General features: G+C 65.6%; 2 protein-coding genes. One reads left to right on the top strand and one right to left on the bottom strand.

Going from position 1 to position 14918, the window contains the following annotated elements; translation table 11 throughout:
- The first annotated feature begins 134 nt into the window (after positions 1 to 134).
- Entirely contained in the window at positions 135 to 1058 is a 924-nt protein-coding gene (locus tag ACIGGF_RS19065) for an esterase/lipase family protein (RefSeq protein WP_397522725.1), read from the top strand.
- A 122-nt stretch (positions 1059 to 1180) separates the two neighbouring features.
- Here ACIGGF_RS19065 and ACIGGF_RS19060 read toward each other — a convergent pair whose 3' ends face one another.
- The gene (locus ACIGGF_RS19060; protein WP_397522724.1) at positions 1181 to 14875 is read right to left on the bottom strand and encodes an amino acid adenylation domain-containing protein; all 13695 of its coding nucleotides are present in this window, start codon (positions 14873 to 14875) and stop codon (positions 1181 to 1183) included.
- Positions 14876 to 14918: the final 43 nt, after the last annotated feature.

Below are 14918 nucleotides of genomic sequence, written 5' to 3'. Positions count from 1 at the left end.
TCGTGAAAGACCTGCGTTTGCGGGACATGAGGACATCCTTCCAGCGGAACCATTGATCCCGCTATCTCGGTGTCCACCATCCGGGGGGAACCTCAGACGTCGTCCGACGCGGTGAGTTGAACCGGAAAGAGGCCATGGCGATTACCACCCGAGTTACGCGTGCTCTGTGCGTGCTCGCAGCAACGTCCGCCGTGATCCTCTCCGGAACCTCCGTCGTATCTGCCGCCCCTGTCGCTCCCCCTGTACCGATCCCGACTGTGGAGGGTACCAACGACTTCGGTTGCGTTCCCAGCCCAGAGCATCCTCGACCCGTCGTGCTGATCCACGGAACCAAGATGGACTCCACGACATGGACCATTCTGGCTCCGCAGCTCATCGAACAGGGCTACTGCGTGTTCGCACCCAACTATGGTGCAGTCGGCCTGCTGTTCGAGCCCGGCAAGGTTGTATGGGGCTCCGGTGACATCCCGGAGTCGGCGCGTGAGGTCGGCGGCTTCATCGACGAGGTTTTGGCTGCAACAGGCGCCTCGCAGGTGGATGTCGTCGGGCATTCGCAGGGCGGAATCGTAGCTCGGCAGTACATGAAGTTCGACGGCGGCACAGACTCCGCCGACCCCTCCCGCAACAAGGTCCACAGCCTGGTCACGTTGGGTGCGACCAACCACGGAACAACCTTCGGTGGTCTTCAGGAGCTGGCGAAGTTGGTCACCTCACTCGGCCTCCCCGGTGACGCCATCACTCCTCTGACGTGGAACATGGCTGGAGCACAGCAACTGGTGGGCTCCCCGGTTCTGGTCAACCTCAATGCCGGTGGCGACGCCCTTCCCGGCGTCGACTACACGGTCATCGCTACTCGCGACGACCAGATCTCGACACCCCCCGAACTCACCTTTCTGCGTACCGGTGACACGGAGTCGGTTCACAACCTCTGGGTGCAGGACGTGTGTCCCGGTGCCACCACCGGCCATCTCGGTCTCGTGACGGATCCGGCCCCGAACTACATGGTGCTCTCGGCGCTCGACCCCGAATACGCGACGGCCCACTCCGCACCCTGCTGATCCTGCTTCCAGAGACGGAGTCCTGAGTCCGCCGGTTGCGCATTCGCACGATCGGCGGCCAAATCTGAGCGGCGGTGGTCTGGACCGGGACTGCTCACCCTGTCCTCGGCCCGACCGACCGTTCACCCCTCGGCGGCATCCATCGCTGTGTCGAGTGCCCGCCCGACCGCACCCAGCGACTCCGCTGAGGTCATGTTCGCATGCGTGCTTTGGACATCGACGTTCTCGATAGTGCCGCCCACGTACGGCGACCACAGCAGGGCCGCATCGCCTGCGGACGGGTGATCTCGGACTGCAGAGAAGAAAAGCAGATCCCCGTCGAGTGCCACCGGCGAGTAGCCGTCGATCTTCGTCGCGCTCGCGAGAGCGTCCTCGTACAGGTTCGACACCTGTAGCTCGTCGAACATGTCCAGTTCGGCCAGCACGAGATCCACAACCTGCCGGCGAGTGGCCTCGCTACGCAAGTCGGTGAGCTCTCCTGTCCCACCGATACCGAGCGCGCGCAGATTGTCCGCGAACTCCTCGGCGAACACCGCCTCGTCGGCGGTGGGGAGACTGTCGAGCATCGCCACGACGCCGACTTCGCGGCCGGCAGCTCGCAGTGCACCAGCTACTGCGTGAGCAAGAACGCCACCGAACGACCACCCCAGGAGATGGATAGGTCCGGTCGGCTGCACGCGAACCATCTCCCGTGCGTACAGCTCGGCCTGCTCCACCATGGTGCGCGGCGATTCCGACGCACCGCGCAACTGCGGAAGCTGCACGCCGTAGATGGGGCGTCCCGGAGCGGTCGTCTCGGCCAACGCGGCATAGTTCCAGGCCAGCCCGATCATCGGGTGGATACAGAACAACGCCGGACGGTCGCCGCCTTCTCGAATGGGAAGTATCGCCGCCAGCGGATCTGCCGTAGCGCCGCCGGCTTCCGAACCCGTCTCCTCGTTGATCCGACGCGCGAGCAGCTCGACGGTGGGCTCGGTCAACACCCACTGCACCGGCACCGCCGACCCGCATCGCGAACGGATCCGGGCCGCAAGCTTCGCAGCGAGCAGTGAATTACCGCCCAACTCGAAGAATCTATCGTCGAGTCCGACGTCGTCGAGTCCGAGCACGTCGGCCACCGAGGCAGCCACGTGCGCTTCGAGATCTGTTGTCGGCGCCCGGAACTCGATCCGTCGCACGTGTGGGTCCGGTAGCGAGCGTCGATCGAGCTTGCCGTTGACCGTCAACGGCAACGACTCGAGGGCCATCAGGGCGTCGGGGACCATGTACGAGGTCAGACTCTGCGCCACATGCCCGCGAACGTGATCGAGATCCACGGACCCGTCGTCGGGCACCACATATCCGACGAGACGGGATCCGAGGTGCTCGTCTTCGCGGACGATGGCGACAGCCTGCGCCACACCGGGTGCGGACCGAAGCGCTGCTTCGACCTCGCCGAGCTCGATCCTGAAGCCTCGCAACTGCACCTGCGAGTCCGCCCGGCCGACGTAGTCGAGGGTGCCCTGCGGCGTCCACTGCGCCAGATCGCCGGTGCGGTACATACGCGCGCCGACGCCCTGGAACGGATTCGCGACGAATCGTCCCACCGTCAGTCCTGCACGTCCGAGGTAGCCGCGCGCGAGCTGCACTCCGAAGACGTAGACCTCGCCCACCACTCCGACCGGCACTGGACGCAGACCCTGATCGAGGACGTACGTTCCGAGGCCGTCGATCGCGGTCCCGATCGGGTGTCGGACGTTCTCGTCGACACCACGGACCTCGTGATGTGTCACGTGCACCGTGGTCTCGGTGATCCCGTACAAGTTGCTCAGCAGCGGGGCATCGACCCCGTGCGTATCGAACCATCCGGTGAGCTTGCTCGGATCGAGAGCCTCGCCGCCGAACACGATGTGCCGCAACGCCGTCGGAGACGACGACGCGGCCCGCTCGGCATCGACGAACTGGTAGAACGCCGATGGCGTCTGGCTGAGCATCGTCACGCCCTCGCGCGCCACGAGCTCGACGAACTCCCGAGGCGACCGGGACGTGGCATGATCCACCACCACGAGAGTGCCGCCGTGCAACAACGGTCCCCAGATCTCCCACACGGAGAAGTCGAACGCGAACGAGTGGAACATCGTCCACACGTCACCCGGTCCGAAGTCGAATGTCCGATCGGTGTTGCGGAACAGCCGTACGACGTTCTCGTTGGGTATCGCAACGCCTTTGGGCGTGCCAGTGGACCCGGAGGTGTAGATGACGTACGCGAGATCCGCACCACTGCGCGTCGTATCGGGTCGGGTCACCGAAGGCTGCTCGGTCGCACCCGCACCCCCCCACACGATGACGGGCACACCGAATTCGGCGTACGACGTCGCGCCGTCACGGTCGGTCAGTACACACGTCGGACGGGCATCCTCGATCATGAAGCGCGCCCGGTCGAGCGGCAGTGACGTGTCGACGGGGAGGTAGCCGGCACCGGACTTCAGTACGGCCAGCAAGCCGACGATCAGCTCGATACCGCGGGGAAGCGCTATGGCAACCAGGGTTTCCCGCCCCGCACCAGCGGAGACAAGCGTGCCGACCAGCTTCTCGGCTCGTACGTCGAGCTCGCGGTAGGTCACGCGCTCGTCACCGAAGACCACGGCGGTGGCGTCGGGCGCTGCCGATACCTGCTTCTCGAACAGTGAGATCAGCGACTCGTCCCGCGCCTCGGAATCGAGTTCGGCTGCAACGGTTTCCGTCACACCGTTCCAGGTCTGCAGCACCTGCGCCCGCTCGGCACCATCGAGAATGTCGATGGACCCGGCTGTGTCGGCTCCCTTCGATGCGTCGGCGAGGGAGTCCAGTACGCGAGCAAATCTCGTCGTCATCGATTCCGCGGCGTCCGCGTCGACCAGATCGGCCCGGTACTTCAGGGTGAAGGTGATCTCGGCGTCGGCTACGACCACCATGGTCAACGGGTAGTGAGTTGCGTCCTTGGTGTCGACACCGAGGACGCTCATCCCGTCGATCGAGCTCGCCGCGGACAACCCGGACTTGTCGATCGGGTACGACTCGAACACCACCAGGGTGTCGAACACCGCTCCCGAGCCGACCGTCTGCTGAATGTCGGTCAGACCCACGTAGTGATGATCGAGAAGTTCCGCCTGCGCCCTCTGCGTGCGGTGCACCAGATCCTCGATGCGCGAGTTCGCGTCCTGGGTGAATCGGACCGGAACGGTGTTGATGAACAGACCGACCATCGATTCGATGCCGTCGAGCTCCGCCGGACGACCGGACACCGTGGTTCCGAACACGACATCGTCGCGAGTCAGCAAGCGCGAGAGCAGAATTCCCCACGCCACCTGAACCAAAGTGTTCATCGTGACGCCCAGTTCCGACGCGCGGTCCGACAACCGGGCGGCGTCTGCACCGCTGAGGACGAACTTCTTCTCGGCGATCTCAGGAGAGTCGGCATCTGCAGAGCCACGCTGCGAGATCAGCGTCGGATCGTCGAGCCCTGCGAACGCCCGTCGCCACGCGTCCAACGAGTCGTCGATGTCACGCGTGGACAGCCACGCAAGGAAATTGCGGTACGGACGCACCCTCGGCAGAACGGATGTCTCACCGCGGGTTGCGTACAGGACCAGCAGATCCTTCATCAGGATGGGCATCGACCAGCCGTCGAGCAGAATGTGGTGGCTGGTCACGCCGAGCGTCCACCGATCGGCGGCCGTGCGGATCAACAGGAACCTGATCAACGGCGGCGCGGTCATATCGAATCCGAGCACTTGTTCAGCACTCAGCAGCTGGTCCGCCGTCGTCGAATCATGTTCGGCAACAGTGAGATCGATGGTTCGCCACGGCACGCGAACCGACTCGACGACGACCTGTACGGCATTGCCGGTGTCGTCGCGCAGGTATGCGGTGCGCAGGTTGGAATACCGTTCGAGAATCCGATCCGCCGCGACGTGCAGCCTCTGCGAGTCGACGTCGCCGCCGAGGTGCAGCTGGATCTGTGTGGTGTACACGTCGGTCGTGGTCTCGGAGATCGACGCGTGAAACAGCAGTCCGTTCTGCAGCGGCGACAGCGGCCAGATGTCGCGCACAGACGGCAGCTGTGCCTCTACCCGCTCGATGTCGCGCTGAGTCAGCTGCACGAGCGGGAGATCCGACGGCGTCAGACCTCCGGCGCCGTCATGCCGTCCGTGCTCGACGATGGACGTCAGCGCATCTCGCCAGTGCTCGGCCAAGGCGTGAACGTCCGACTCCGACAACAGGGTCGTCGGGAAGCCGAAGTCTGCCGTGAGGCGTCCACCGACCACAACGGCGTTGATGTCGATCGGAGCCATGGCGGGGGCGTCCACGTCGGGCGTCCCGGTCAGGTCACCGAGATCGCCGGCCGGAATCCACCCGACTTTCTCCATGCCCTCGGGTATGTCGGCCGCCGACACGCGGCCCAGGTAATTGAAGCTTATCTGCGCGTGCGCCGCCGAGGGCGGTGCGAACGCCGGGTCGCCCATGTACCGCAGCAATCCGTAGCCCAGACCCTTGTCCGGAATCGATCGCAGCTGCTCCTTGACCGACTTCACGACGGCACCCGCAGCGACGCCACCGTAGAAGGCGTCGCCCACGTCGATGGTCTCGAGTTCGAGTCGGACGGGGTAGATGCCGGTGAACCAGCCGACCGTACGGGACAGATCGGCCCCTGGCGCCAGCGACTCCTCGCGCCCGTGACCCTCGAGTCTGATCAGAACCGACGAAGACTGTGTACCCCGCTCTTCACGCCAGCGGGCCACCGCGAGCGAGAGTGCGGCGAGGAGAACATCGTCGACACCGGCATTGAAAGCAGTGGGGATCGCCGTCGTCACGGCTTCGGTCGTGGCCTCGTCCACCTCGATGTGGACCTTGCGCACAGTCGATGCCAAGTCCACCGTCGGGTCGAAGGGGCGCGTACCGACGGGCACCTCGATCCGATCCAGAACCGAAGTCCAGTAGGGCAATTCGGCTCGACGAAGGTCGGAACCGGCGTTGTCGACCAGAGCGTGCGCCCATCGCCGGAACGACGTGCCGACCGCATCGAGTGTCGGTACGGACCCCGCAGACACCTGCAGCCAAGCAGAGATGAGATCGGGAACGATGATGCGCCAGGACACGCCGTCGACGACAAGGTGGTGAGCAGCGACGATGAGCCTGCCCGTCTCGGCGGTTCGTTCTCCCGACGGTGATGCCGGATCGAGCCAGGCGAACTCGACGACTCGTCCGGCCGCTGGGTCCAGACGACTCAGCGCACCCTCGAGTGCCGACGCAGCGAGGTTCAGACGATCCTCGTCACCGAGGCCCGGATCGACGGCCGTGCGAGTGACGGCCGCTGCGACATCGACACTGCCCTGCTCGCGCGTGCGCAGCACCCATGCACCCTCCACGTCGCGTTGCAGAACTGCACGCAACATGTCGTGGCGATCGATCACGGCGGTGAGGGTGGCGACGATCTGGTTCTCGGTGATGCCGGCAGGAAGCTCGAGCGCGAGGTTCTGGGTGAACCGATCGAAGCCACCGGTGCGCTCGACCATGAAGCCGACGGCCGGGGTCAGCGGAGTCGTCCCCACTCCCCCGCCGGGCAGTTCCTCGAGTACCTCGGCGGCACCGGATTCCACGATCTCGGCCAGTGCGGCAACGGTTCTGAGCTCGAACACGTCCCGCGGTCCGAAGTTCAGGCCGCGGGCCCGGGCGCGCGAGACCAGCTGGATGGACACGATGCTGTCACCGCCGAGGGCGAAGAACGAGTCGTCCACGCCCACGGTGTCGACACCGAGCACTTCCGCGAACACCTCGCTCAGGGCGCGCTCGGTGTCGGTGGACGGTTCCCGACCTGCAGCGGTCTCGAACACCGGCTCCGGCAATGCGTTTCGGTCGAGCTTGCCCACCGGGGTCAGCGGCACCTCGTCCACCACGACAACGGCCGAGGGCACCATGTGTGCAGGAAGCGATTTCCCGACGTGCTCACGAACGTCGGCGGCGTCGATGTGAGCTCCCGGCTGCAAGCGTACGTAGGACACGAGGGCGGTGCCGCCTGAGGCAAGCGTCCGCCCGAGGGTGGCCACGAAGTCGACGCCCGGGTAGGTGGCGACGACGGAGTCGATCTCACCGAGCTCGATGCGGAATCCGCGGATCTTGACCTGGAAGTCCGAGCGACCCACGTACTCGATCATGTTGCTGCCGTTGCTCTTTCGCCAGCGCACGTCGTCACCTGTTCGGTACATCCGGTCTCCGGCATCGCCGAAAGGATTCGCGACGAAACGCTCGGCTGTCAGGCCGTGACGCCGGAGATATCCCCGCGAGAGCTGCACACCGGCGAGATAGAGCTCGCCGGTGACGCCGAGCGGAACCGGGCGCAGGCGCGAATCCAGAACGTACGACGCCATTCCCCGGATGGGCCCGCCGATCGACAACAGGTCGCCGGGGCTCAGAGCGTCGCTGATGTTGGTCATGATGGTGGCCTCGGTCGGGCCGTAGCCGTTGAAGAACCGAACGTGAGTGGACCAGCGCTGCACCAGCTCCGGCGAGCACTGCTCACCGCCGGCGATCACGACCTCGAGACTGGTCACCGCGTAGGGATCGATCGAGGCCAGAACCGTCGGGGTCAGGAACGTGTGCGTTACCGACTCCCGCGTGATCAGCCCCTCCAGCTCGCCGCCGCCGTACGTGCGCGGTGGCGCGATCACCAGGGTGGACGCGGAGGCAACCGCGAGGAGCAGTTCGAGAACCGACGCGTCGAAACTGGGCGACGCGAAGTGCAGCGCGCGAGATTGCTCGGTCAGCCTGTAGCGCTCACTCTGCTCGGCCGCGAAGTTGGCCAGCCCGCGATGCGTGACCACCACGCCTTTGGGCTTTCCGGTGGAGCCGGAGGTGTAGATGACGTATGCGGCGTCGTCGGTCTGCGCACGGCGGATCGAATCAGGCTGCACCACTGGGGTGTTCGCCTGCGCGAGTGCATCGACGACGATCCAGTCCACCTCGGTCGGCAGTGAGCCGACGACATCCGACGTCGTGAGCCCGATTCGTACGCCGGAGTCGCTGAGCATGAAGCGAACTCGATCGTCCGGGTAGTCGGGATCGACGGGCACGAAGGCCGCGCCGGAGGCCGTCACGGCCCACACCGCGGTCACCGACGAGATGCTGCGGCGGGTGGCGACGGCCACCGTGGTGCCCGGTCCGACACCGCGACCCCGCAGAATCTCCGCGATAGCGGTGGACGTCTCGTCGAGCTCCCGGTAGGTCACCTGGTCGCTGCCCTGCGCCAGGGCAGTTCCGTCCGGGTTCGCCGCGACGGCATCGGCCATCAGATCCGCAAGGGTTCGTGGGGCGACGGTTCCCACCGGCCCGCGCAGCAGCTCCTGCACCTCGCTGGGTGCCGACAACTCGATATCGCCCACCACCGTCTCGGGATCGGCCGCAACGGCAGCCAGCACCCGCACGAGCCGCGCCGAGATCTCGTCGATGGTGTCGGCATCGAACAAGTCTGTGGCGTAGGTGATCACGCCTGCCATGCCGTCGGCGGTGCCGTCGGGCCGGGCTTGTTCGGACAGCGTGAACTGCATGTCGAACTTTGCGCTCGTGTCCTCGATGTCGACACCGGCGATCGTCAGATCGGGCAGCGTCAGAGAACTCGTAGCCGGGTTCCGGAACGAGAGCGCAATCTGGAACAGGGGGTGCCGGGACTGCGAACGTTCGGGGTTCAGCTGTTCTACCAGACGTTCGAACGGCACATCGGCATGCGCGAAGGCCTCGAGGTCCGCGTGCCGCACGGTGTTCAGAACGGTCGCGAACTGGCTGCTCGGCTGGACGTCTGTCCGCAGCACGAGCGTGTTGACGAACATCCCGACGAGATCGTCGAGGGCGGCGTCTCCGCGGCCTGCGATCGGCGTCCCGATCACGACGTCGTCGGTGGCCGCCAGTCGTGCCAACAGCACGGCGAGCGCTGCGTGGACCACCATGAACAGCGTCGAACCACTGTCGCGTGCGACCCGGCCGAGGGAGACGTGCAGGGACGCGTCGATCTCGAAACGAGCCGCCGCTCCCCTGTTGCTGATCACCGGCGGACGAGGTCGGTCCGTGGGTAGATCCACTCGATCGGGAATTCCGGCCAGCGTCCGAGTCCAGAAGTCCAACTGCTTCGAGAGCACCGACTCCGGGTCGGTGTCCTCGCCCAGTACCCGACGCTGCCACAGGGTGTAGTCCGCGTACTGCACGGCCAGCTCCGACCAACTCGGGGCGGCTCCCGCTGTGCGAGCCGAATACGCCACCGCAAGGTCACGCGCGAGCGGTCCCATCGAGAATGCGTCACCGCTGATGTGGTGCACCACCACGGCCAGTACGTGCTCACGCTCACCGAGCCGATAGAGCCACGCTCTCAGCGGTACCTGGATCGTCACGTCGAACGGCATGCTCATGGCGTCGGCCAGAACCGCGACGAGTTCGTTCGACTCGATGGCAATGGGCGTGAGATCGGGCACCTCGATACCGTCGGTCACTACCGATTGCCGTGCCCGACCATCGGTTTCGGGATACAGCGTGCGAAGCGACTCATGTCGATGCACGATGTCGGATACCGCACCCTGTAGCGCAGCCACATCCAGATCACCGGTCAGCGAGATCGCCAACGGCAGATTGTCGGCGGCCGAGGTGGTGTCGAACTGGTTGAGGAACCACATTCGCTGCTGTGCGTACGACAGCGGGATCTCCGACGGACGCTCGACAGGCTCGAGCTCCGGAACGGCGCGTTCGGAGGACAACGCCGAGACCGCCGCGGCGAAGGCGGCGACGGTGGAGGCCTCGAACAGCGCTCGAACCGGAACACGCCAGCCGACGGCAACGCCTACTCGTGCGACAAGACGGGTTGCGATCAGAGAGTTTCCGCCCAGATCGAAGAAGTTGTCGTCCAGTCCGACGCGATCGACACCCAGAACTTCGCCGAACGATGCCGCGACGATCTCCTCCACGGGTGTCGACGGTGCGCGGTACTGCCTGGTATCGATCGACGGGGACGGTAGTGCGCGACGGTCCAACTTGCCGCTCGAGTTCAACGGCAGTTCGTCGAGGACAACGACGGCACTCGGAATCATGTACGCGGGCAACAAGTTCTTGGCGAACTCGGTGATCGATGTACGATCGGGTGCGGCATCGACCGTCGGCACGACGTAGGCCACGAGCTGATCACCGGTCGCCGTCGGCACCACCAGCACGACGGCCTGGTTGACATCGGCAGACGTGAGCAGTGCAGATTCGATGTCGCCGAGTTCGATGCGCTGGCCACGGAACTTGACCTGGAAGTCACTGCGCCCGATGTAGTCGAGAACGCCGTCGGGTCGACGTCGAACCAGGTCGCCGGTGCGATACATCCGAGTGCCGGAACCGCTCACGTCGGCGACGAATCGGTCCGATGTCAGATCCGGGCGCGAGACGTAGCCCCGGGCGAGTTGGTCGCCGACCAGATACAGCTCGCCCTGCACACCTGCCGGCACAGGGTGAAGCCGTCGGTCGAGTACCAGTGCGCCGACGTTCCATTCGGCCACACCGATCGGTATCGAGCCGCGCGAATCCAGCTCCGCGCGATGATGAGTCACCGATACCGCGGCCTCTGTGGGCCCGTAGAGATTGTGGACGCGAGCAGTGCTGACGCGACCGAAATCGGTCACGGTCTCCGGCGGCAATGCCTCACCGATGACGAAGATGTCGCGCAGCGTGGCGCATTCGGCGGTGCGTGCGTGCGCAGCGAACACGGTGAGCATCGACGGCACGAAGTCCGTGAGTGTCACCCCGTGCCGGGCGATCGAGGCCGAGATGTACTCGGGGTCGCGATGCCCGTCCGGCGTCGCGAGAACGATGCGGCCCCCGGTCCGCAGCGGCAGGAAGAAGCCCCACACCGACACGTCGAAGGTGGTTGCGGTCTTCTGGAAATAGACGTCGGTGTCCGCCACTTCGTACTGTGCCGTCATCCACGCCAGCTGGTTCTCGACCGCGCGGTGGGACACCGCGACGCCCTTGGGATTTCCGGTCGAGCCGGACGTGAAGATGACATAGGCGGGACTGGCCGTGTGCAGCGGGCGCAACTCGTTCGTGCGCAGAGGAGAACCGTCGAGCGCCGGGTCGAGCGTGTCGATCGCGATGGACTCCGGCACCGTTTCGCGGCGGCGGGTCTCGTCGGGTTCGATGTCGGCGGCGCTGGTGAGCAGACACAACGGCTCAGCCGTGCCGACGATGTGGGCTCTGCGTTCACTCGGGAGATCAGGATCGATCGGCACGTAGGCACCGCCTGCTCGAACCACGGCGTAGATCGCCACCAGCAGGTCGATCGAGCGCCTGATGGACACGGCGACAAGTACCTCGGGCCCGACACCGCGCGAGATCAGATGTCGCGCAAGCGCATTGACACGGTAGTCGAACTCCGCGTAGGTCAGCGTGACGTCCTCGAACGTCACCGCCGGCGAATCGGGACTCGCGGATACCTGCCGCACGTAGGCGTCCAGGATCGACCGGTCCGGCACCGCTACTGCCTCGACGGCAGCGTGTTCGGTGGACAGTGCCCGCTCGGCGGCATCGAGCAGCTCCACATCGCCGACCGGAAGTGTCGGCCCATCGACGAGTCGAGCAAGCAACAGGACGAAGCGGTCGGCGATTCCACGTACCGTCGCCTCGTCGAACAGATCTGCCGCATAGGTGAACGTGCCCGCAAGAGCGTGCTCCTCGGTACCGGCGGCGCGGTCCTCCAGGACCAGTTGCAGGTCGAACTTCGCGACCACCTCACCGAAGTCCAGCGGGGAGACCGTCAGCTCCGGCAGCTCGAGTGTGCCTGTCGCCTGGTTCTGGAAGAACAGAGCGACCTGGAACAGCGGGTACCGGTCGCCGGAGCGAATGGGGTCGAGCACCTCCACCAAACGCTCGAACGGGAGGTCGGCGTGCGCGAATGCCTCTAGATCGGCTTCGCGAACCTGTTCGAGCAGGTCCGAGAATGTACGGGACGGATCGACGGCGGTACGCAGAACGAGGGTGTTGACGAACATTCCGATCACGTCGTCGAGCGCCTGCTCACCTCGACCGGCGATCGGCGATCCGACGACGACGTCAGTGGAATCGGACAGGCGGGCGAGCAGCACCGCGAAGGCGGTGTGGACGACCATAAAGGGCGTGGCCCCGTGCTCGCGGGCCAGGCGTCCGATCGCTGCGGTCGACGCCGCGTCGATGTCGAATCCGAGTACCCGACCGACTCCGGACGGATCGAGTGGCCGGCTGCGGTCGGTCGGCAGGTCGAGCTGATCCGGCAACCCCTCAAGGTTGTCCTTCCAGAACGAAATCTGCTGATGCGCAACGGACTCGGGATCGTCATCGGATCCGAGCACCTCGTGCTGCCACAGCGTGTAGTCGGCATACTGCACTGCGAGTGGTTCCCAGCCGGGTGCATTCCCCGCGCTGCGAGCGGCGTAGGCCGTCATGATGTCTCGCACCATCGGCGCAACGGACGAGCCGTCGGCGGTGATGTGGTGAGCCACGAGCACGAAGACGTAATGGTCGGTGTTCAGATGCAACAGGCGCAACCGGACCGGGACCTGCTGGGTCACATCGAAACCCGCGAAAGCCAGCTCCTGGACCCGACGCGCGACCGCATCGGCCTCGATCGATTCGACCTCGAGCGCGACTCCGCTCTCGACTGCGTCCCGCACCATCTGGTACCCGGTCCCGTCGACCTCGGGGTAGTACGTGCGCAAAGATTCGTGACGATCGACGACATCGCCGATCGCGGCGGACAGCGCTGGGACGTCGAGCATTCCGCGCAGTTCGATGGCGGCCGGGATATTGTTCGCTCCCGACGCGGTGTCGAAGCGGTTGAGGAACCACATGCGCCGTTGAGCCAACGAGAGCGGGATCCGCTCGGGCCGCTCTCTTGTGGCCAGCACCGGCTGCGGTCGGCTCGCAGCGTCGTCAGCGCCGGACGAGGCACTCTCCAATCGGGCGGCGAGGGTGTGCACCGTCGAAAACTCGAAGACGGTGCGTGCCGGTACTCGTGTTCCGGTGGCAGCGCCGAGACGCGCGGCCAGTTGCGTTGCGATCAGTGAGTTTCCACCGAGCTCGAAGAAGTCGTCGTCGGCACCGACTCGGTCCATTCCGAGCAGCTCGCCGAAGATCTGCGCGACGGTGATTTCGAGGGGCGTCGACGGGGAACGAAATTCTGCGGCGGCGAAGACCGGAGCGGGCAACGCGGCCCGATCCAGTTTGCCGACGGGCGTCAACGGGATCGAGTCGAGTGCGATGATGATGGACGGAACCATGTGCCGCGGAAGATGTTGTGCGGCAACCGCAAGCAGTGCGCGCTCATCGAATTCCGACGTCGACTTCGGCAGTACGTACGAGACGAGGGCGGTGGACTTCGACGGCGTCTCGCGGCCGACAGTCACGGCGAATTCGACGTTGTCATCGGCCGCCAGGACGGCGTCGATCTCACCGAGTTCGACGCGGAATCCGCGAATCTTGACCTGAAAGTCGTTGCGGCCGATGTATTCGACCACTCGCTCGCCCTCGACCACCCGCCAGCGCACGACGTCTCCGGTGCGGTACATCCGCACACCGTCCTCGCCGAACGGACAGGCAAGGAAGCGGTCCGAGGTCAGTCCACGTCGCTGGTGATAGCCGCGGGCAAGTCCAGGTCCGGCCAGGTACAGCTCTCCTGCCACCCCGTCGGGAACCGGGTTGAGAGACGCGTCGAGCACAAACGCGCTGACACCGCGGATGGGCCCGCCGATGGTCACACGCTCGTTCTCGGCGATCGGTCCGCCGATATTGGTCATGATCGTGGTCTCGGTGGGCCCGTATCCGTTGAAGAAGCGCCGGCCCGGTGCCCATCGAACTGCCAGCTCGGGCGGGCAGGCCTCGCCGCCGACAACGACGGTGTGCAGGGTATTGGTGTCGGCCGGATTCACCGACGCCAGGGCCGCTGGGGTGATGAAGGCGTGGCTCACGTTCTGCGCGCGGATCAGCGCAGCCAGATCGTCTCCGCCGAGAACCTTCGGCGAGGCGACGACCATCGTCGAACCCCGCCCGATGCTCATCAGGAGTTCGAGGACGGACGCGTCGAAGCTCGGTGACGCAAAGTGCAGCACTCGCGACTGCCCGGTGAGCGAGTAGCGATCGATCTGCTCCTCGCAGAAGTTGCTCAGTCCGGCGTGGGTGACGACGACGCCCTTCGGCAGACCGGTCGATCCGGAGGTGTAGATCATGTATGCCGGGTGCGTCGGCTCGAGGGCCCGTACCCGATCCTCCGAGGTGACGGGCTCGCCGGACAGTTCATCGAGACGCCGAGTCATGTCACTGTCGTCGATGACCAGCCACTCGACCTCCGCGGGCAGATCCTCGTTCACCGCGCCGACGGACAACCCCAGCAGCACGCCGGAGTCGGACACCATGTGCCGGACCCGGTCGGCCGGGTAGGTCGGATCGATCGGCACGAACGCCGCGCCGGTCTTGGCCACCGCCCACAGCGCCATGACGGACAGATCAGAGCGTGGAATCGACAATGCGACGAAGTCCTCGGGGCCCACTCCGCGCGCAATCAGCAGGCGGGCGAGCGCGGCCGATCGAGCGTCGAGCTCGGCGTAGGTCCAGCTTCGGCCTTCGAACACGAGGGCATCCGAGTCGGGTCCGAGTTCGACCGCCGAGGCCAGCAGCTGAGGTAGGAGCGGGGTGCGCGGACGCCGACGAGCAGGGCGGTCACGTCGTACCGGTCGTTCCCGGCGTGCGCGGCCACGCCCGCTGGCGTTCTCGCCTTCCGGTGTTGTCGAAGTCTCCGACGTCTCGGTACTCATGATCGGTCGTAACTCCTCACATCGAACGGTCGACGCACCCGCA

It is taken from the genome of Rhodococcus sp. NPDC078407, from assembly GCF_044542515.1.
Taxonomy (GTDB): domain Bacteria; phylum Actinomycetota; class Actinomycetes; order Mycobacteriales; family Mycobacteriaceae; genus Rhodococcoides.
This window is presented reverse-complemented; position numbering and strand designations above follow the sequence as displayed.

Bases quoted from the DNA above. Each gene is read 5' to 3' on its own strand.
- ACIGGF_RS19060 (WP_397522724.1), bottom strand. From the start codon at position 14,875: ATGAGTACCGAGACGTCGGAGACTTCGACAACACCGGAAGGCGAGAAC.
- ACIGGF_RS19065 (WP_397522725.1), top strand. From the start codon at position 135: ATGGCGATTACCACCCGAGTTACGCGTGCTCTGTGCGTGCTCGCAGCA.